Here is an 18,520-nt window from a genome sequence, read left to right as displayed (position 1 = left end):
GGTCAACGACGATCTTGGTGTGCGGTTCACCGCCGGGTCAACGGTCGCGCTCGTCCGCCTCCCCGAGCGGCGGCGGCGTGTCCTGCCTGCCCGTGCCCCATTTCGAGGGCTCCGGTCCGAGGCGGAAGTCCAGGGAGCTGCCGCGCCGTATGTCCTCCGTGCTGATCCAGGTACGGGAGATGTCCTTGCCGCCGGCCGACGCGGAGCGTATGTAGCGGTCCGCTCCGTCGCCGCGCGGTGCGCGGATCGTGAAGTGTCCCTTCGGATACCAGTCGCGGTCGAGGGTCAGCTCGACCCGTTCGAACGCGGGGGTGTTCAGGCCCCAGGTGTCCGTGCCCGGTGCGACCGGGAACATGCCCATGGCCGACAGCACCATCCAGGACGACATGGTGCCCAGGTCGTCGTTGCCGGTGACGCCGTCAGGGGCGTCGGTGAAGCGGCACAGCGCGGCCTCGACGACGTCGGTGGTCTTCCACGGCGAGCCGGTGGAGAGGTAGGTGTACGGGGCGATGAGGTCGTGCTCGTTCTGCGGGTTGTACTTGTCGGAGTCGTAGTAGTCGTAAGGACCGTCGACCCACACGTCGCTCGCTGTCTTCCGCGGATCCTCCGTGAGCTGGTCGTAGGCGAAGAACGAGTCCAGGCGCTCCTCGGTCGCCTCGCGTCCTCCCGTACGGGACATCAGCCCCGCCACGTCCTGCGGCACCATCCACATGTACTGCCAGGGCGTCCCCTCGTGGAACCCTTCGCTCCTGGCAGGGTCGGCGGGCCCGGCGAAGGTGCCGCCGGCTTCGCGGGCGCGGAAGAATCCGGTGCCGGGGTCGAGGATGTTGCGGTAGTTGCGGGAGCGTTCGGCGTAGCGCCGGGCGTCGGCGGTGTGGCCGAGATCACGGGCCATTCCGGCGAGGGCGGCGTCGGCGGCGGCGTACTCAAGGGTCGCCGAGCCGCTGTGCTTGAAGTCCGGACTGCCTGGTTTGATGCGTTTCCTGTCCGGGTCGTGCGGGATGTATCCGTCCTTGATGTATTCCTTGTTGGCCATACGCCCCAAATAGGGGGAATCCGTGGGCGGAACACCGTCGGCGTTCTTCTTCAGCGCCCGGTAGGCCCTCTCCTCCTCACCCTCCAGCAGCCCCTGCTGGTAGGCGTTGGTGAGGAACGGCGTGACCGGGTCACCGGCCATGATGTTCGTCTCCCGGGTGGCGTAGCCCCACCGGGGCAGCCACCCGCCCTGCTCGTCGACGTCCAGCAGCGACAGCGCCATGTCGCGGGACTCGCGCGGTGCGACGAGCGTGAGCAGCTGCGCCTGGGTGCGATACGTGTCCCACAATGACCAGTTCTGGTAGTAGGTGTGCCCCTTCGCGCGGTGGATCCGCTGGTCCCAGCCCCTGTAGCGCCGGTCCACGTCCTCCCCGGTGTTGGGGTGGAGCAGCGCCCGGTAGAGCGAGGAGTAGAAGACCCGCAGACGCGCCTCACTCCCGCCGCTCACGCGGACCCGGCCGAGCCGCTCCTGCCAGGCCCGCCGTGCGGCGTCGCGGGTCTCGTCGAAGGACTGGCCGTCCACCGCGCCGAGGTTGCGTTCCGCGCCCTCGGCGTCGACGTACGACAGGGCCGTCACCGCCTCGACGTCGCGGTCGCCGTTCCGGGTGTCGAAGCGGGCGTACGCGCCGCGGCGCCCGCCGCCCTCGGAGGAGTCGCCGCCCTCGGTGACCTTCTCCCCGTCCCAGGTCCCGTGGGAGTCGAACGGCCGGTCGAAGCGGGTGACGGCCCATACGGTGTAGGGCTCGGTGCCCTGGCAGAAGCCGCTCCCTGTGACCTTGGTGGCGATGGTCCGCTCGTCGATGACGCGCGCGGAGCTGCCGGTCACCTTGTGCAGTGCCTGGCCGGAGTTGAGCAGCACGTTCGCCTTGCCGGTACGGGGAAAGGTGTAGCGCTGGTGGCCGGTGTGCCTGCCCGCGGTGAGTTCGGCCTTCGTGCCGCCGTAGTCGTCGAGGGCGACCTTGTACGACCCAGGTGAGGCGCTCTCGGTCTCGTGGCGGAATCCGGAAGCGTACTCGTTGTTGTCGGTGCTGGTGATGTCGCCGGTGGTCGGCATGGCAGGAAGGTCGCCGCCCAGCCCGCACCCGACGCCGGAGAGGTGCACGGAGGAGAAGCCGCGTATTCGGTCCTCGTCCCAGTCGTAGCCGGTGCTGCTGCGGGTGGTGTCGGGTGAGAGCTGCACCTTGCCGAACGGGACGGCGGCACCCGGGAAAGTGTTGCCTTCGTTGCGGGTGCCTATGAAAGGGTCGACGAAGGCGGCGGGGTCCCTCACCGGACCCGCGTGCATCTCCCCTCCCCCGCACGGAGCAGCGGGCGGGGAGGCCCCTACCAGCCCGGCACAGAGCGTCGCGACGGCCAGACCCAGCAGGGTCCGGATGCGCTTCGCTCGTATCACCAGGGGCCTCCGGCCGGGACATCGTTGTCGAACGGCCAAGGGTTGCCACCGCCAGGGCCGCTGTCTATGCCCCAGGTCACAACGGTCCGTACGGTCCCCTCCGGTGCATGCGCCCTTCCCCGCCGGGGAAGCCCTCCGCACAGTTGGTGACCCGGTGACAGGACGGTGGAGGCGACACATGGCCGCACGGCGTGACGATGCCCCGCCCGCTCCGGCGCGCGGGTCCCGCTGGGCACGTCCCGCCGCTGCTGCCGTGGCCGGCGCGCTCCCCGCGCTCGCCTTTCCGGCGCCGTCCCTGTGGTGGCTCGCATGGGTGGGTCTGGTGCCGTGGCTGCTGCTGGTGCGGGGTGCCGCCTCCGCACGTCAGGCCGCGCTGACGGGCTGGATCGGCGGTACGGGTTTCATGCTGGCCGTACACCACTGGCTGCTGCCGAGCCTGCACGTCTTCCTCTTCGTACTGGCGGCGCTGCTGGGCCTGTTGTGGGCTCCGTGGGGATGGCTCGTGCGGCGGCTGCTGGGCGGCCGCGCCGGGCCGGGCCGGCTCGCGGCGGCTCTCGTGCTGGTGCCTTCGGGGTGGCTCGTGATCGAACTGGTCCGTTCCTGGGAGTACTTGGGAGGACCGTGGGGTCTGCTCGGCGCGAGCCAGTGGCAGATCACCCCCGCGCTGCGGCTGGCCTCCGTCGGCGGAGTGTGGCTGGTCACCTTCGTGCTGGTCGCTGTGAACACCGCAGTGGCGGCGCTGGCGGCACCGCTGGTGTCGCGCCGTACCGGCCGCTCAGTGACGGAAGCCGTCGCGGCAGCCGCCGCCCTGGCCGTCTGCTGCGGCGCGGTGGCCGCGGCATGGGCGTGGGCGCCGCGGCCCCGCGCGGACGGTGAGCTGCGCGTCGCCGTCGTACAGCCCGGCGTGGTGAAGGGCCAGCACGCGCGGCTGGAACGCAGCGAGGAGCTGACCCGCAAGCTGAAGGACCGCCGGCTGGATCTAGTGGTGTGGGGCGAGAGCAGCGTCAGCTTCGACCTGGGAAACCACCCGCGGCTGCGGAAGCGGCTCGCTGACCTCTCGTCGCAGGCCGGCGCGCGGATCCTGGTCAATGTGGACGCCCGGCGCTCCGACCGTCCCGGCATCTACAAGAGTTCGATACTGATCGGCCCCGACGGCACGGTCGGCAAGCGCTACGACAAGACGCGCCTGGTGCCCTTCGGTGAGTACGTCCCGGCGCGCTCCCTGCTCGGCTGGGCCACCTCGGTCGGCCGGGCGGCAGGCGAGGACCGGCTGCGCGGCGACGGCCCGGTGATGATGGAGACGTCCGGCGAGAAGTTCGGGCCACTGGTGTGCTTCGAGAGCGCGTTTCCCGACATGAGCCGTCAACTCGCCCTGGACGGAGCGCGGTTGATCGTCACGCAGTCCTCGACGTCGACGTTCCAGGACAGCTGGGCCCCCGCGCAGCACGCCTCACTGGGCGCCATGCGTGCCGCCGAGACCGGGCGGCCGATGGTGCACGCCACGCTCACCGGCATCAGCGCGGTCTACGGTCCCCGCGGAGAGCGCACCGGCCCGTGGCTCGGCACGGACCGCAGCACCGCGGAGGTCTACACGGTGCCGCTGGCCACCGGTTCGACGCTCTATCTCCGTACGGGCGACTGGATCGTGCACGCCGCGACGGCCGCACTGGTCCTCTGCGGGGCGGCCGCACTGGTGCGCGGACTCCTCAGGCGCCGCCGGTCGGACGGGCAGCGCGGCACCTCCGACGGCTCACCTGCCGCGGGCCGCTGACGATCCGTCCGCCGCCGTGCCGGTTCCCGGCTGCCCTCCGCCGTCCGTCCCCTCGTGCGTCCCGTCGTGCGCCGCCGCCGCGTCGTGCTCCCCCGGCGGGCTCCAGTCGGCGATCCCGTCGAGTGCGCGCAACGCCAGGTGCGGACCGATCCGGTTGACCGTGGCCACCGCGGCATCACGCAGCGCACAAGCGGGCGCGGAGGTCATGGTGACCAGTCGGGCGACCCGGACGGCCCGCCGTACCACCTCGCTCGTGCGTGGCAGACGGTCGCGGGTATACGCGGCCAGGGCCCGCGGTACGTCCGCCTCCGGTCCGGCGTGGTGGGCGAGCACGACGGCGTCCTCGACCGCCTGGTTGCCGCCCTGACCGAGGGTGGGCGGCATCGCGTGCGCGGCGTCGCCGAGGACGGCCACGCGTCCGCGGTGGAAGGCCGGAAGCGGCTCGGCGGCCTGGTGGACGTCGTTGCGCAGCACGTCGTCCGGGCCCGCGGCGTCGAGGATCGCGGGCACCGGATGGTGCCATGTGCTGAATCTGCGCCGGAGTTCGGCGTGTTCGTCGTCGGCCGCCCGCTCCCCTGCCGGCACGGCCGCGGCGGCGTACACGTAGACCCGTCCGTCGTGCAGCGGCTGCGTGCCCCACAGGGTGCCGCGCCCCCACGTCTCGTGCGGCGGGTAGGCCACGTCGGGAGCCGGCACGACGAGGCGCCAGGCGGTGAAGCCCGCATACCTGGGAGCGGGGCTTCCGGGAAAGAGCACGGAACGCGCCGGTGAGTGGATGCCGTCGGCGGCCACGGCCAGTTCGGCCTCCCACTCCTCCGCGTCGCTGCGCACGCGCGCCGACCGGTCCGGGCCGCCGGGGTCGGCGACGGCGCCCGGCGTGCCCGTGCGCACCGTGCCGTCGGGCAGTCGGGAGAGCAGCAGGGAGATGAGCGTGGCCCGGTGCACGGGGACGAACGGACCACCGAACCGGGCTGCCGCCGCGGCCTGGTTCGTACGGGAGAGCCAGCGCCCCGAGGGAGTGCGCAGCCCGCCCTCGTCCGTCCAGGTGCGCATCGACCTGAGGGTGTCGCCGAGGCCGACGACGTCCAGCGCCCGGAGGGAGTTGGGGGTGAGACCGAGGCCAGCGCCGACTGCTTCGACGGCCGGGGCACGTTCGAGGACGGTGACGTGCCAGCCCTGCTGGTGCAGGGCGACGGCGGCCGTGAGCCCGCCGATGCCGGCGCCGATGACGACTGCTCGGGGCTGGGACCGGGATGCGGGCATGGGCGGTCTCCTCTTCCGTCGGGCGACCTGCCATCAGGCCACTACATATGTAGTCTACTACGTCCGTAGTTCCGCGGTCCGTGCCCGGAGGTGCCGTCGTACATTTGCTGCCATGAGCGCCCCCCGTTCCTCTCCGCCCGGCGCCGGGCCCCTCGCCCGCTCCGAGGTGATCGCCGACGCCGCGATCGCCCTGCTCGCCGAGCGCGGGCTCCGAGCCCTGACCCACCGGGCCGTGGACGAGGCAGCCGGCCTTCCGCAGGGCTCGACCTCCAACCACGCCCGTACTCGGGCAGCGCTGATCGAGGCAGCGGTGCGCCGCCTGGCCGTACGGGAGTCGCAGGTGATCGCGCTCGAGGAGATGCCGACCGGGGAGGACACCGCCGAACTGGCGGACGGGCTGGCGCTGGCGGTGCACCGCTACCTCACCCGGGATCCGTCGCTGCTCCTCGCACGCTACGAACTGGCCCTGGAGATCACGCGACGGCCCGGACTGCGGGAGATGTATGTGCGGACCGGGACCAGCGCCTTCCGTGAGCCGCTCGTGGCGATGCTGACGCGCGCCGGGTCGTCCGCGCCGGAGCGGCACACGCTGTCGCTGGTGGCGTGGTGCGACGGGATGCTCTTCTCGTGCACAGCCGGCTCGTACGCCGCCGAGGTGCCCACGTACGCGGAACTGCGGGCCGGGCTGCGGGAGTTGCTGCAGGGCATGCTCGCCTCGTCGCCCGCAGTGCCGGGGAGCTGAGCGGCCGGCGGCCGGGGGCCGGCCCGAAGGCTTCAGGCCGGCCCCAGCCTGCTCTCCAGCCGCCCCACTGCGGCCCGGATTCCCTCCCCGTACGCATCGTCGGCCAGCGAGCCCAACGCGCCCTGCGCGCGGCGCAGTTCGCGGCGTGCGGCAGCGCTGTCGCCGAGCTTGGCGTGAGCGGCGGCGACGTTGAGATACAGCGACGGATACAGGGAGCGGACCGCCGGCGAGTGCTCACCCCACTCCACCTGCTCCTCGGTGAGCGCGTCGGCAGCGGCGAGTGCCCGCAGGTCCCACTCCAGCTCGGCGCCGGGGTCGTCCTGGGTGTCGGCCATGTAGTGCGCGATGGTGCAGCGGTGGAAGAGGTCCCCCTCGCCCGTGGTCTCGGACCACAGCAGCGAGAAGCGGTTCCGGGCCTCCTCACGGTCGCCGGCGCGATGGAGCATGATCGCCTGGCCGATCCGGACCATGACCCCGTCCGGGGACGTCTCCTGCTGCGGCTCCGTCACGGGACTCCTCCTCCACCGGCGCGCCGAGTGCTGCCGTCACCTGCCACGACGACGCTAGCCGCAGGCACTGACAATCACGCTCAGGCGCGTGCGCCGGCATCCGGGATACGCCAGTCGACGGGCGCGTGCCCGGCCGCGGCGACCGCTTCGTCGATCCGGCTGAAAGGCCGCGAGCCGAAGAACTTCTTCGCCGAGAGCGGCGACGGGTGGGCGCCCTGCACCACGGTGTGCCGGGCGGTGTCGATCAGCGGAAGCTTCTTCTTCGCGTAGTTCCCCCACAGCACGAAGACGACCGGGGTCTCCCTGGCCGCCACGGCCCGGATCACGGCGTCGGTGAACGTCTCCCAGCCCTTGCCCTTGTGGGAGTTGGCCTCGCCCGCCCGGACCGTGAGCACCGCGTTGAGCAGCAGCACGCCCTGCTCCGCCCAGGGCGTGAGATGTCCGCTGTCCGGCACGGGATGGCCGAGGTCCTCGCGCATCTCCTTGTAGATGTTGCGCAGCGACGGCGGGGTGCGCACACCGGGCCGCACGGAGAAGCACAGGCCGTGGCCCTGGCCCTCTCCGTGGTACGGGTCCTGCCCGAGGATCAGCACCTTCACCCGCTCGTACGGCGTGGCGTGCAGGGCGGCGAAGACCTCCTCGCGCGGCGGGTAGACCGGACCGCGCTCACGCTCCTGCTCGACGAATTCGGCGAGCTCCTTGAAGTAGGGCTTTCCGGTCTCCTCGCCGAGGGCCTGCTGCCAGGAGTCCGGCAGGGTGCCCAGCATGTCGTTCAACTCTCGTACCTCCGCGGCGGCTTCGCATCTGTGGTTGCCGTCACGAACGTACCGGCTGCCGCCGACACGCCGCCGCCTCCGCCCCACGACAGCGGGGCGGAGGCGGCGGCGCGGACTGCGGTTTTCGGGCGTGCCTCCCGGACGGGGGCCGGACCGGTCTACCAGCTGGACTTCTTGTGCAGCTCCCACATGCGCGGAAGCGTGGAGGGGTCCAGGACCCACTCGACGCCGGCCACGTCCTTGAGCGAGGCCACATACACCCGGCCCTGCCAGAGCGGCAGCAGCCGCGCGTCCTTCGCGATGAGCTTCTGGGCGCGGGTGAAGGCGCGGCTGGCGGTCGCGCGGTTGCTCTCCTTGCGCGACGTGGGCAGCAGGTCCCCGGTGATCTCGGAGTTCTCGTATGGCGTGCCGAGCGCGTTGTTCTTGCCGACGAAGGGCGCCACGTAGTTGTCGGCGTCCGGGAAGTCGGGGAACCAGCCGCGGCCGAACACCGGGTACTTGCCCTTGCTGTAACCCTCGACGAACTCGGACCACGGGCGGCCCTGCACGGAGACGTCGAAGAGCCCGGACTTGTTCAGCTGCCGCTTGAGCTCGGCGAACGTCTCACCCGTCGTCGAGCCGTAGCGGTCCGTGGTGTACCACAGCTTCAGCGGCACCTTCTTGCTGATGCCCGCTTCTCTGAGCGTCTTCTCGGCCTCGCCCCTGTCGGGCTCGCCGTAGCGGTCGTAGTAGGCACTGGTGTGGCCCGTGATTCCGCCGGGGACCATGGAGTAGAGCGGGTCGGTCGTGCGGTTGTACACGTTGCGCACGAGTGCCTTGCGGTCGATCAGCTCTGCAACGGCCTTGCGCACGGCGGGATTTCCCGCCATCTGGTCCTTGGGGTTGAAGACGAGATAGCTGATCTCGGAACCGAGGAGTTCCGTCAGCTCCACTTCCTGGTTCCCGTTCGCCTGCGCCTTCTGGAATCCGCTGACCTGATCCGGCGTCAGGCCGCGGTATGCGACGTCGATCTTCTTGTCCTTGAGCGCCTTCACCATCTTCGCGGAGTCCTGGAAGTACTCGATGGTGACGACGTCGTTCTTGGGCTTCGCGGGACCGCGGTAGCCGTTGTACCTCGTCAGCTCCGCCTTCTTGCCCTTGCTGTAGGACTTCAGGGAGTACGGACCGGAGCCGACGATCTTCGAGCCCTTGCGCAGCTTCTTCGCCGGGTACGTCTCAGGGTCGACGATCGAGGTCGCCGGCGTGGCGAGGATGAAGGGGAACGTGGCGTCGGACTTCTTCAGATGGAAGACGACTGTCCGCTTGTCCGGCGCCTCCACCCGGTCCAGGCTGCCCAGCAGGCCGAGCGGCCCCGACTTCGCCTTGATCGTCATGACGCGGTCCACGGAGTGCTTCACCGCGTCGGCGTCGAGCGGATTCCCGTTGGAGAATTTCAGGCCGTCCCGCAGCGTGCAGCGGTAGACGCGGCTCGCGGAGTCGGTGAAGCCGCAGCGCTTGGCCGCGTCGGGCTCCGGGGAAGAGCTGCTGCTCGGGAAGGACAGGAGCGTCTGGTACACGTTCTTGTAGAGTTCCCATGAACCGTCCCAGGCCGCAGCCGGGTCGAGGGTGCTGGGAGCGCTGGTGGTGCCCGTGACGATCTCGCGGAGCTGTTCCTCGTTGTCGCCACCCGACATCGAACTGCACCCCGCGACCATCGACATAGATATGACAACGGTCGCTGCGATCCTCAGAGGTCCGTTCCGGTCGAACACCTGCGCGCTCCTCAGTCGGCGGGGCCACTACTGCCGATGCAGTTGCAAAAGGGAATTGCCGTCGGCCGGTCAATGCGTTGCTTGCGTTCCTACGCCGTCGTACGGAGTACGGCGGCGCCCTACGCGGACCCGCTGGCCGAGAGGCGAGAGAGACCCTACCTCAGCACCCGACCCGGCGAACATGCACTGGTCAACCATTCGTCAATTGCCAACAGGACGCGGAGCATTCCGATGACAGCGGGTGCCGGTCCGGCAACGGACCGGCACCCGGAATTCCCCGGAGGGACGGTGCACGCGGGGCGGGAAATCCCTACTCGACTCCGGCGTTGAGCGCGAGGCCCCCGTCGACGACCAGAGTCTGGCCGGTGATCCACGCGGATTCGGAGGAAGTGAGGAAAGCGGCGGCCCCGCCGATGTCCTGCGGCACCCCGAGCCGGTTCATGGGATAGCGGGCCGCGGCGTCCGCTTCCCGCCCCTCGTAGAGAGCGGCGGCGAACTTCGTCTTCACCACGGCCGGCGCGACGGCGTTGACACGTACGGCCGGCGCGAATTCATGAGCGAGCTGCTGTGTGAGATTGATCATCGCCGCCTTGCTCATGCCGTACGCGCCGATGAAGGGCGAAGCGGACATACCGGCGATGGACGCGACGTTCACGATCGTGCCGCCGTTCTCCCGCTGCCAGGCCGCCCACGTGGACTGCGCGAAGCCGAGCGCGGAGACCACGTTCGTCTCGAAGACCTTGCGCGCGACACCGAGGTCGAGTTCGGCGATCGGGCCGAAGACCGGGTTGGTCCCCGCGTTGTTGACCAGGTGATCCACCCGCCCGTAGGCCTCCATCACCTGCTCGACGGCGGAGCGCCGGTGCTCGTCGTCGTGCGCCTTGCCCGCGGCGTACATGGCCCGCTGCGGTCCGAGGGCGGCGACGGCCTCCTTCAGGGCGTCCTCGTTGCGTCCGGTGATGCACACGCGGTGCCCGCGTGCGATCAGGGCCTCGGCGACTCCGTATCCGATGCCCCGGCTGCCGCCGGTGACGATCGCGACCTCGCCGCTGTCCTGCTGTGCTGCTTCGTGCTGTGCCATCTTCCGCGACCCTCCGGTCAGTTGAGCGGGCCGCCGGCCACGTACAGAACCTGGCCGGAGACGAATCCGGCGTCCTCACCGCTGAAGAAGGCGATGGCGCCGGCGATGTCCTCCGGCCTGCCCACACGCTGCACGGGGATCTGCGAGGCGGCGGCGGCCTGGAAGTCCTCGAAGCCCATGCCGACACGCTCGGCGGTGGCGGCCGTCATGTCGGTGACGATGAAGCCGGGTGCGACGGCGTTGGCCGTGATGCCGAACTTCCCCAGCTCCTTGGCGAGGGTCTTGGTGAAGCCCTGCATCCCGGCCTTGGCCGCGGCGTAGTTGACCTGTCCGCGGTTACCGAGGGCCGAGGAGGAGGAGAGGTTCACGATGCGCCCGAACCCGGCGTCGACCATGTGCTTCTGGCAGGCGCGGGACATCACGAAGGCACCGCGCAGGTGCACGTTCATCACGGTGTCCCAGTCGGCGTCGCTCATCTTGAACAGCAGGTTGTCCCTCAGCACGCCCGCGTTGTTCACGAGCACCGTGGGCGGCCCGAGTTCGTCGACGACTCGCGCGACGGCGGTCTCCACCTGAGCGGAGTCCGAGACGTCGCAGCCCACGGCGACCGCCCGGCCGCCCTCGGCTGTGATCTTCTCGACGGTCTCCTTGCAGGCCGCCTCGTCGAGGTCGAGCACCGCTACGGCGCGGCCCTCGGCCGCGAGCCGTACGGCGGTGGCCGCGCCGATGCCCCGCGCCGCACCGGTGACGATCGCGACGCGCTGGTCGGTGGTGGACATGCTGTTTCTCCTCGCCCTGATTACGTGGTGAGCAACCGCTTAGTACCTTGTGGCAGTCGTGACGCTATGAGTAGCGCCACCTGCTGTCAACGGGTGCCCCTGCACATGAGATTCACCGCACGAGCAGCTCCAGCAGCCGCTCGGCCTCCGCCTCGGGGTCACAGGTCAGTCCCGTGTGCACCGGTCCCGGCTGCACCACCGTGCTGCGCGGGGCGACGAGCCAGCGGAAGCGGCTCCCGGGCGCGTCACCCGCCGCCTGCCCCGCGGCGTTCCCTCCGTCGCAGACTCTCTCGGCGGCGTGCAGCGCCGCCCGTACACCGTCCAGGTCCGCCTGCGGGTCGAGCGCACGCAGCCGTTCCTCGTCCAGGTGCGTACGCGCGACGACGAGAGATCTGGCGCGGCAGTAGAGGACCACGCCCGCGTTCATCGTCTCGCCCCGCTCGACGCGCGGAACGACCCGCAGAAGTGCGTACTCGAACTCGTCGCGCTCCGCGCACTTCCCCGCGCTCACCGCCGCGCTCCCCGCCTGTCCCGCTGCCCGTGCGGCCATCCTTCCGTCAGCCACCCCGGAGCCTTGGACGGGCCGTCCTCGCTCGGCTCGCCAAGCGTGATCCGCTCGTGCAGGCCGGGGACGCGCGCGGAGAGCGCCCGTACATACGCGTCGCGCAGCTCGTCCGGCCCCGCGAACCCCGGTTCGTCCGTGAGCCACTCGTCGGGGACCTCGGCGGCGCATTCGGCGAGCAGCGAACCGGTGACCAGCGGCGCCAACTCCGCGGCGGCCCCGGCCACATCGGGCGCGAACGGGGCGAGCACATGATCGGAGGCGTCGTAGGGCTTGCCCGAAGAGGCCTGTCCTGAAGAGGCCTGTGCGGATGGCCAGTTGTGATGCCAGATCATCGTCGCGCCGTGGTCGATGAGCCACATCCTGCCGTGCCAGACCAGCAGGTTGGGGTTGCGCCAGGACCGGTCGACGTTGCCCGTCAGCGCGTCGAACCACACGAGGCGGCCCGCCTCCGCCGCATCGACGCGGAAGGCCAGCGGATCGAGCCCCAGCGACCCGGGCAGGAAGTCCATGCCGAGGTTGAGGCCGCCGCTGGCTTTGAGCAGCGCCTGAACCTCCTCGTCCGGTTCACTCCGGCCGATGACGGGGTCGAGCTGGATGCGTACGAGTTCGGGCACGCGCAGGCCGAGCCGGTGCGCGAGCCGGCCCGCGAGGACTTCGGCCACCAGAGTCTTGCGGCCCTGCCCGGCGCCCGTGAACTTCATGACGTACGTGCCGAGATCGTCCGCCTCGACGATTCCGGGCAGCGAACCGCCCTCCCGCAGCGGGGTGACATAGCGGGTCGCGGTGACTTCGCGCAGCATCCGCTCAGGTTAGCCGCCACCCCTGCCCGGCACCGTTCGATATTCGCGGCGTCCCCTTGCGGCACGGTGCCATCCTTCGCGCATGAATCCATCAGGTACTTCCGGCGCTTCCGGTACGTCTGGCGCTTCCGCTGCCTCCGGCGGCCCGGGGACGGCGGGCGGCCCGTTTCCGGATGAGGCCGTCGCCGCCTTCCCCGCGCAGTTCGCCCGCTCCCGGCGCTTCTCTCTGGGAGCGGTGCGCCACGTGACGGTGTCACCGGACGGGGAGCGTGTGGTGTTCCTGCGTACGCGCAGCGGAAGCGACCCTTCCTGTGGCCTGTGGGTACGGGAAGCAGGCGGTGACGAACATCTGCTGGCCGATCCGGCCGTGCTGGGCGCCGCCGCCGGACCCGGGCCCGCGGCACCCACGCCCGAGGAAGCGGCCCGCAGGGAGAGGGAGCGCGACCTGTCCACGGGCGTGACCGGCTATGCCGTGGACGACGCGGCGGAGCTGGCCGTCTTCGCCCTCGACGGCGCGCTGTGGGCGGCGCCGACGCGGCCCGGCGGGGGCGGCCCCTCCCCCGTACCGGCCGCGGGCCCGGTCGCCGATCCGCGGCTCTCCCCCGACGGTCGGCTCATCGCGTACGTCACAGGCGGCGCGCTGCACGTCGTGCGGACGGACGGCACGGACGACCGCCGCCTCGCGGGGCCCGGAGAAGACGAAGCGGGGACGGTGACCTACGGGCTGACCGACCACGTCTCGCAGGAGTCCCTGGGACGCGGCCGCGGACACTGGTGGGCTCCCGGCAGCGACGCGCTGCTGGTGGCTCGCGTGGACAACACGGACGTGGGAGTCCGCTTCCTCGGCGACCCCGCGGACCCGGCCCGTCCACCGCGCGCCCAGCACTATCCGGAGGCCGGGACCGCGAACGCCGACGTCTCCCTCCACCTGCTGCGCCTGGACGGGCCCGGCGCCGAAGTGGACTGGGACCGCGGCGCGTTCGAGTACGTGGTCGAGGCGGGCTGGGACGCGCACGGCCCTCTCGTCACCGTCCAGAGCCGCGACCAGCACACCCTGCTGACCCTCGCCGTGGACGCCGCGACCGGCGCCACGCGTGAACTGGAGCGGCAGCACGACGAGCACTGGGTGGAGCTGCTGCCGGGCGCGTACTGCCGGACCGCGTCCGGAGCACTGGTGACGCCGTGGGAGAGCGAGGACACCCGGAGGCTGTGCGTGGGCGGGCACGTGGTGACGCCGCCGGGGCTGCAGGTCTCGCAAGTCCTGGGAACCGAGAAGGAGACGGTGCTCTTCACCGCGAGCGGGGACCCCTTGGAGAGTCATGTGTGGTCCTGGTCCCCGGACGCCGGCAGCGTGCGGATCAGCGACGGTCCCGGGCTGCACTCCGCGGTCGCGCGCGGCGGCACGACGGTGCTCGACAGCCTCACGCCGGACGGCCCGCGCGTGGCGGTGCTGCGCGACGGCGCGGCCGCGGGCACCGTCGGCTCCCTCGTCGAGGAGCCGACGCTGCGGCCGCGGCCGGAACTGCTGACCCTGGGCGAACGCCGGCTGCGCAGCGCGCTGTTCCTGCCCAGCTGGTACGAGCCGGGTGCCCCGGACACCTCCCCGCTTCCGGTGCTGCTCGCCCCGTACAGCGGACCGGGGATGCAGCTGGTGGTACGGGCACGCATCTGGCCGGCGCTCGTCGCGCAGTGGTTCGCGGAACACGGATACGCGGTGCTGGTGACCGACGGGCGGGGAACCCCCGGGCGCGGCCCGGCGTGGGAGAAGTCGGTCTGGGGGGACCAGTTCACACCCGTTCTGGAGGACCAGGCAGACGCCCTGCAGGCGGCCGCGGCGGCGCGTCCGTACCTGGACACGGCACGGGTCGGCATCCAGGGCTGGTCCTACGGAGGCGCGCTCGCCACGGCAGCGGTCCTGCGAGCACCGGAGACCTTTCACGCGGCGGTCGCCGGCGCTCCTTCCATCGATCCCAGGCTGTACGACACGCACTGGAAGGAACGCTTCCTGGGACACCCCGGCGAGCACCCGGAGAACTACGACCGCTGCACCCTGACCCGGGACGCCGGTCTGCTGCGGCGTCCGCTGCTGCTTGTGCACGGAACTGCCGACGACAACGTGACCTTCGCCCATACTCTGCGCATGTCGGCGGCACTGCTGGCCGCCGGACGCGAACACTCGTTGCTGCCCCTGCCCGGGCAGTCGCACATCGTAAGCGACCCCGTCACGGCCGAGAGGCTGCTCCCGGCGCAATTGCTTTTTCTTGACAAAGCCCTTCGCACCTGACGGGCTGCTGTGCAGGATTCCCAGATCAGAGGCAACGCGTGCAGCTCCCGACAGAACAGGATCTCCCCATGTCAGGATCGACCACCCGCAGGTCCGTGATCGCCGCGGCGGGCGCCGCCTCGGCCGCCGTCACTCTCGCCGCCTGCGGCTCCGGCGGCGGTGAGAGCAGCGACGAGAACGCCGGTGGCGACGGCGGCAGCGAGGAGGGCGGCGGCGCGGCCAAGGGCGAACTCGGCGACGCCGCCGAAATCCCGGAGGGCGGCGGCAAGGTCTTCAAGGAGCAGAAGGTCGTCGTGACGCGTCCCAGCGGGTCCGAGTACAAGGCCTTCTCCGCGACGTGTACGCACAAGGGCTGCTCGGTCGCGGAGGTCAAGGGCGGCGCGATCATCTGCCCTTGCCACGACAGCAAGTTCGACATCTCGGACGGGAGCGTCAAGGGCGGACCCGCGACCAAGCCGCTTCCGGCGGCGCAGGTCTCCGTCAAGGGCGGCAAGATCCACCTCGCCGACGGCTGAGCCCGATGCCGGGTCCGGTGCCCGTGGCCGCGCTCGTGCCGGCGGCCACGGGCACCGCTGCCGCGTGCCCGTGACATAGCGCCCTGCCGGCCGCAACGGGCAGCGGGCCTCTCAGTCGTAGCGCCGTGCGGCGGCGGGCCGGAGCGCGGCCGCCACCACGGCGGCCACCTCTTGCGTGCTCTCCACCGTCAGCGGGGAGACGGTCAGACGAACTCCGGGCGGCGACGTGAGCCGGAAGCGCGCTCCCGGAGCGACGGCCCACCCCGCCTGCATCAGGCGCGCGACGGCCCCCGTCTCGTCCGGCACCGGCACCCACACGTTCATGCCGCTTCGCCCGTGCGCCCCGACGCCGCGCTCCCGGAGCGCCCGTACGAGCGCATCCCGGCGCTCCCCGTATGAGCGTGCCACCGCGGCGACATCGACCGCCCGCGTCTCCCACAGGTGCAGCACGGCGTCCTGCAGCAGGTGGCTGACCCAGCCGGGACCGAGGAGCTGGCGGCCGCGCACGCGGTCGAGGGTGAGATCGTCGCCGGTGACGACGGCCAGCCGCAGGTCCGGCCCGTACGCCTTCGCCGTGGACCGCACCAGAGCCCAGTGATCGGTGTGCCCCGCAAGGGTGTTGAGCGGCTCCTCGACGATGCCGTGCCCGTGGTCGTCCTCGATGAGCAGCGTCCCGGGATGTCCCGCGAGCACTTCGCGCAGCCGCCCGGCACGCTCGGCGCTCACCGCGGCACCGGTGGGGTTCTGCGCCCGGGCGGTGACGATCAGGGCGTGGGCGCCCTCGCGCAGCGCGCGTGCCGCTTCGCCGGGCAGCGGGCCGAAGTCGTCGACCGCCACGGGCAGCGTCCTCAGCCCGAGGGCGGGAACCAGATCGAGCAGGCTGCCCCACCCCGGGTCCTCGACGGCGACGGCGTCTCCCGGGCGCAGATGCGCCGCGAGCACCCGCTCGATGGCGTCGAGCGCGCCCGAGGTCACCGCGACCTGCCCGCCGGGCACGCCGTCCTCGTCCAGCATGCGGCGTGCCGCGCGGGCGAGCGGTTCGCTCACTGCCGGGTCGCCGTACAGCGCGCTGCGGCGGGCGGCGTTCTCCGCGGCCGACGCGAGCGCCGCGTGCAGCGGCGGCAGCAGGCCGGTGTCGGGGTTGCCGGTCGAGATGTCCGCGCACCCTTCCGGCACTTCGGCGCGGATGGCCTCCCGCGGGGTGGCGGCGGGCCGACGGCGTACGCGGCTGCCGCGGCGGCCCGCGGTCTCGATCACCCCGCGTTCGCGCAAGGTCCGGTAGGCGGCCGCCACCGTGTTCGCATTGATGCCCAGACTGTGCGCCAACTCCCGCATGGGCGGCAGGAGTTGCCCCGGACTGAGGCCGCCCGTGCGCACACCGCTCTCCACGCTCGCCGCGATCTCTGCTGCGCGACGGCCCTCGATCCGATATTCTCCTAGCACAAACTTGATTATGCACTAGTACAAAACTGAACGCAAGGGAGAGTTCCTTGACGTACACCGTCCCGTCCCCCGGCCCTTCCCCCGACTCCTACGCCCGCACCGACCGCAGCGTCCCGACCCGGCACCGCGAACGCGCCTCGTACGACCGGGAGTTGGTGCACTCGATCCTGGACGAGGAGTACATCTGCCATCTGGGCTTCGTACGCGACGGCGCACCGGTGGTCCTGCCGACGCTGTACGCGCGCAGGGGCGAGCGTCTGTATCTGCACGGATCCACCGGGTCACGCCCGCTGCGGGAGGCGGACGGCGAACAGGGACTACGGGTCTGTGTGACCGTCACCTGCCTCGACGGGCTCGTTCTGGCCCGTGCGGCCTTCCACCACTCGCTCAACTACCGTTCCGTCGTCGTCCACGGGACCGCCCGCCGGGTCACGGAGCACGGCGAACTCACCGGCGCTCTCGACGCGTTGGTCGACGGCGTGGTCCCCGGGCGTGCGGCCGACTCCCGCCCCGCCGACGCCAAGGAGCTGGCCGCGACCGCCGTCCTCCGCCTCGACCTGGAAGAGGTGTCCGCGAAGGTCCGCCAGGGCGGGCCCGGTGACGACCCGGAGGATGCCGGACTGCCCCATTGGAGCGGCGTCGTCCCGGTCAGCCGCACGTACGGCACCCCCCTGCCCGCCGAGGACCTGACCCCCGGCACGGCGCTGCCCGGGTACCTCAAGAGCCGCTGATCCGGGGCCCGTTCAGCTCACGGGGCGCGCCCCGGCTCGTCAGGTGCGGGCGTCGTCCGGCGGGACGCCTCCGGCAGGACGCCGCGGGCATCGGCAGTGCTCTCCGCTCCGCCGGAGGCGACCGGCTCGTACTGCTGCTGTTTCGGGGCCGAGCTCTGCGCGATGAAGGCCCCCAGTAGGACGACCGCACCGCCCACGAGCTGTACGGCGGCGAGGTGTTCGCCGAGGAGCACCCAGGCGAGCACCGTCGCGATGACGGCTTCGAGGCACGCCACGACGCCGGCGACCTGCGGGGAGAGCCGCCGCACCGAGATGACTCCGGTGAGATACGCGGCGACGGTCGCGACCAGCACGATCCATCCCAGCAGGACGACCGCCGGCACCGTCCTGCCGTCCAGGGACGCCTGCCCGCCCAGCACTCGCCACTGCATCTCCCAGGGCCGCGCGAGCACGGTCAGTACGAGCGCGCCAATCAGCAGCCCGTAGGCGATCACGCCGAACGGATCCGGGGGCAGGCGGCCGTCCTTCCCGTCGCTGCCGTGGTCCGAGAGCACGAAGTAGCCCACCTGGCAGCAGGCAGCGCCCAGTGCCAGCAGCAGCCCCAGCAGATCGAGCGTGAGCCCGGACCACACCCGCACCACGCAGGCCAGACCGCCGACCGCGAGGACGACGCCCACTCCCGCGGCCCGGCTGACCGGCCGCCGCTGCACGAACCGCACCCACCCCAGCACCAGTGCGGGAGCGAGATACTCGATGAGGAGCGCGACGCCGACCGGGATGCGGGAGAGCGCAGCGAAGTAGCACGCCTGCACGCCGGCCACCGCCAGCAGCCCGAACCCCAGGAGCAGTCCGGGACGTTCACGCATCAGCGCCCGGTGGCGCCAGGCGAGGGGCAGCACGAGGAAGGCCGCGCCCGCCACCCGTAGCCAGGTCACGTGCAGCGGTTCGAGGCCGGCTTCGATCAGCGGCTTGGCAGCGGGTCCGGAACCGCCGAACGCGAAGGCGGATACGAGCGCGAGCGTCAGCCCGAGGCTGCGACCGCGGACATGCCGGCCGCCGGGCCGAGTGGTGTCGTGCATGCG

At 71.5% G+C, this 18,520-nt stretch carries 16 protein-coding genes; 5 read left to right on the top strand and 11 right to left on the bottom strand.

All coding sequences use genetic code 11. The annotated features are described in order from the left end of the window. Nucleotides 1-37: 37 nt before the first annotated feature. A complete protein-coding gene (locus ACSMXX_RS30310) occupies nt 38-2,320 on the bottom strand; it encodes a GH92 family glycosyl hydrolase (RefSeq protein ID WP_473181839.1) in 2,283 nt (760 codons plus the stop codon). Nucleotides 2,321-2,606: 286 nt separating this feature from the next. On the opposite strand from ACSMXX_RS30310, the gene lnt reads away from it, so the two are divergent. Continuing rightward, nucleotides 2,607-4,199, top strand: coding sequence for an apolipoprotein N-acyltransferase (lnt, locus tag ACSMXX_RS30305; RefSeq protein WP_473181838.1), 1,593 nt, complete (start codon nt 2,607-2,609; stop codon nt 4,197-4,199). Here the strand turns inward: lnt and ACSMXX_RS30300 are convergent. Then, nucleotides 4,179-5,462, bottom strand: coding sequence for an FAD-dependent monooxygenase (locus tag ACSMXX_RS30300; protein WP_473181837.1), 1,284 nt, complete (start codon nt 5,460-5,462; stop codon nt 4,179-4,181). The two genes, lnt and ACSMXX_RS30300, sit on opposite strands and share 21 nt — an antisense overlap. 112 nt (nt 5,463-5,574) lie before the next feature. Between ACSMXX_RS30300 and ACSMXX_RS30295 the strand changes: the two genes are divergently transcribed. Continuing rightward, the gene (locus ACSMXX_RS30295) at nt 5,575-6,204 is read left to right on the top strand and encodes a TetR/AcrR family transcriptional regulator (protein ID WP_473181836.1); all 630 of its coding nucleotides are present in this window, start codon (nt 5,575-5,577) and stop codon (nt 6,202-6,204) included. Between the two features lie 32 nt (nt 6,205-6,236). On the opposite strand, the gene ACSMXX_RS30290 is transcribed toward ACSMXX_RS30295, so the two are convergent. The 7 genes from ACSMXX_RS30290 to ACSMXX_RS30260 all read right to left on the bottom strand — a co-directional run bounded on the left by ACSMXX_RS30290 (nt 6,237) and on the right by ACSMXX_RS30260 (nt 12,465). Further along, nucleotides 6,237-6,713 (bottom strand): hypothetical protein, encoded by a 477-nt coding sequence (locus ACSMXX_RS30290; RefSeq protein WP_473181835.1) that lies wholly within the window; start codon nt 6,711-6,713, stop codon nt 6,237-6,239. 80 nt (nt 6,714-6,793) lie between these two features. After that, complete coding sequence (locus ACSMXX_RS30285; RefSeq protein WP_473185042.1) at nt 6,794-7,480, bottom strand: uracil-DNA glycosylase; 687 nt, start codon at nt 7,478-7,480, stop codon at nt 6,794-6,796. Between the two features lie 167 nt (nt 7,481-7,647). Beyond that, a complete protein-coding gene (locus ACSMXX_RS30280; protein ID WP_473181834.1) occupies nt 7,648-9,240 on the bottom strand; it encodes an ABC transporter substrate-binding protein in 1,593 nt (530 codons plus the stop codon). Nucleotides 9,241-9,550: 310 nt separating this feature from the next. Then, nucleotides 9,551-10,321: an SDR family oxidoreductase gene (locus ACSMXX_RS30275; protein ID WP_473181833.1), complete on the bottom strand. Its 771-nt coding sequence runs from the start codon at nt 10,319-10,321 to the stop codon at nt 9,551-9,553. Between the two features lie 17 nt (nt 10,322-10,338). After that, nucleotides 10,339-11,100: a 3-oxoacyl-ACP reductase FabG gene (gene fabG / locus ACSMXX_RS30270; protein ID WP_473181832.1), complete on the bottom strand. Its 762-nt coding sequence runs from the start codon at nt 11,098-11,100 to the stop codon at nt 10,339-10,341. Between the two features lie 112 nt (nt 11,101-11,212). Beyond that, nucleotides 11,213-11,650, bottom strand: a complete 438-nt coding sequence (locus tag ACSMXX_RS30265; RefSeq protein ID WP_473181831.1) for a DUF3037 domain-containing protein — start codon at nt 11,648-11,650, stop codon at nt 11,213-11,215. Further along, nucleotides 11,608-12,465, bottom strand: coding sequence for a HipA family kinase (locus ACSMXX_RS30260; protein WP_473181830.1), 858 nt, complete (start codon nt 12,463-12,465; stop codon nt 11,608-11,610). Before ACSMXX_RS30260 ends, ACSMXX_RS30265 begins: the two co-directional genes overlap by 43 nt. An 82-nt stretch (nt 12,466-12,547) precedes the next feature. On the opposite strand from ACSMXX_RS30260, the gene ACSMXX_RS30255 reads away from it, so the two are divergent. After that, complete coding sequence (locus ACSMXX_RS30255; protein WP_473181829.1) at nt 12,548-14,749, top strand: S9 family peptidase; 2,202 nt, start codon at nt 12,548-12,550, stop codon at nt 14,747-14,749. A 68-nt stretch (nt 14,750-14,817) separates the two neighbouring features. After that, nucleotides 14,818-15,264: a Rieske (2Fe-2S) protein gene (locus ACSMXX_RS30250; RefSeq protein WP_473181828.1), complete on the top strand. Its 447-nt coding sequence runs from the start codon at nt 14,818-14,820 to the stop codon at nt 15,262-15,264. A 111-nt stretch (nt 15,265-15,375) separates the two neighbouring features. Here ACSMXX_RS30250 and ACSMXX_RS30245 read toward each other — a convergent pair whose 3' ends face one another. After that, nucleotides 15,376-16,707 carry an aminotransferase class I/II-fold pyridoxal phosphate-dependent enzyme gene (locus ACSMXX_RS30245; protein WP_473181827.1) on the bottom strand — a complete coding sequence of 444 codons (1,332 nt, stop codon included), beginning with the start codon at nt 16,705-16,707 and terminating at the stop codon, nt 15,376-15,378. A 47-nt stretch (nt 16,708-16,754) separates the two neighbouring features. Between ACSMXX_RS30245 and ACSMXX_RS30240 the strand changes: the two genes are divergently transcribed. Further along, on the top strand, nt 16,755-17,438 hold the full coding sequence (locus ACSMXX_RS30240; protein ID WP_473181826.1) for a pyridoxamine 5'-phosphate oxidase family protein: 684 nt from the start codon (nt 16,755-16,757) through the stop codon (nt 17,436-17,438). A gap of 17 nt (nt 17,439-17,455) precedes the next feature. Here ACSMXX_RS30240 and ACSMXX_RS30235 read toward each other — a convergent pair whose 3' ends face one another. Further along, a complete protein-coding gene (locus ACSMXX_RS30235; protein ID WP_473181825.1) occupies nt 17,456-18,517 on the bottom strand; it encodes an EamA family transporter in 1,062 nt (353 codons plus the stop codon). Between the last annotated feature and the right edge of the window lie 3 nt (nt 18,518-18,520).

The sequence above is a fragment of the Streptomyces sp. DSM 116795 genome (assembly GCF_055792905.1).
This window is presented reverse-complemented; position numbering and strand designations above follow the sequence as displayed.

Bases quoted from the DNA above. Each gene is read 5' to 3' on its own strand.
- ACSMXX_RS30310 (WP_473181839.1), bottom strand. From the start codon at position 2,320: ATGCACGCGGGTCCGGTGAGGGACCCCGCCGCCTTCGTCGACCCTTTC.
- lnt (WP_473181838.1), top strand. From the start codon at position 2,607: ATGGCCGCACGGCGTGACGATGCCCCGCCCGCTCCGGCGCGCGGGTCC.
- ACSMXX_RS30300 (WP_473181837.1), bottom strand. From the start codon at position 5,462: ATGCCCGCATCCCGGTCCCAGCCCCGAGCAGTCGTCATCGGCGCCGGC.
- ACSMXX_RS30295 (WP_473181836.1), top strand. From the start codon at position 5,575: ATGAGCGCCCCCCGTTCCTCTCCGCCCGGCGCCGGGCCCCTCGCCCGC.
- ACSMXX_RS30285 (WP_473185042.1), bottom strand. From the start codon at position 7,480: ATGCTGGGCACCCTGCCGGACTCCTGGCAGCAGGCCCTCGGCGAGGAG.
- ACSMXX_RS30275 (WP_473181833.1), bottom strand. From the start codon at position 10,321: ATGGCACAGCACGAAGCAGCACAGCAGGACAGCGGCGAGGTCGCGATC.
- fabG (WP_473181832.1), bottom strand. From the start codon at position 11,100: ATGTCCACCACCGACCAGCGCGTCGCGATCGTCACCGGTGCGGCGCGG.
- ACSMXX_RS30265 (WP_473181831.1), bottom strand. From the start codon at position 11,650: ATGGCCGCACGGGCAGCGGGACAGGCGGGGAGCGCGGCGGTGAGCGCG.
- ACSMXX_RS30260 (WP_473181830.1), bottom strand. From the start codon at position 12,465: ATGCTGCGCGAAGTCACCGCGACCCGCTATGTCACCCCGCTGCGGGAG.
- ACSMXX_RS30255 (WP_473181829.1), top strand. From the start codon at position 12,548: ATGAATCCATCAGGTACTTCCGGCGCTTCCGGTACGTCTGGCGCTTCC.
- ACSMXX_RS30250 (WP_473181828.1), top strand. From the start codon at position 14,818: ATGTCAGGATCGACCACCCGCAGGTCCGTGATCGCCGCGGCGGGCGCC.
- ACSMXX_RS30235 (WP_473181825.1), bottom strand. From the start codon at position 18,517: ATGCACGACACCACTCGGCCCGGCGGCCGGCATGTCCGCGGTCGCAGC.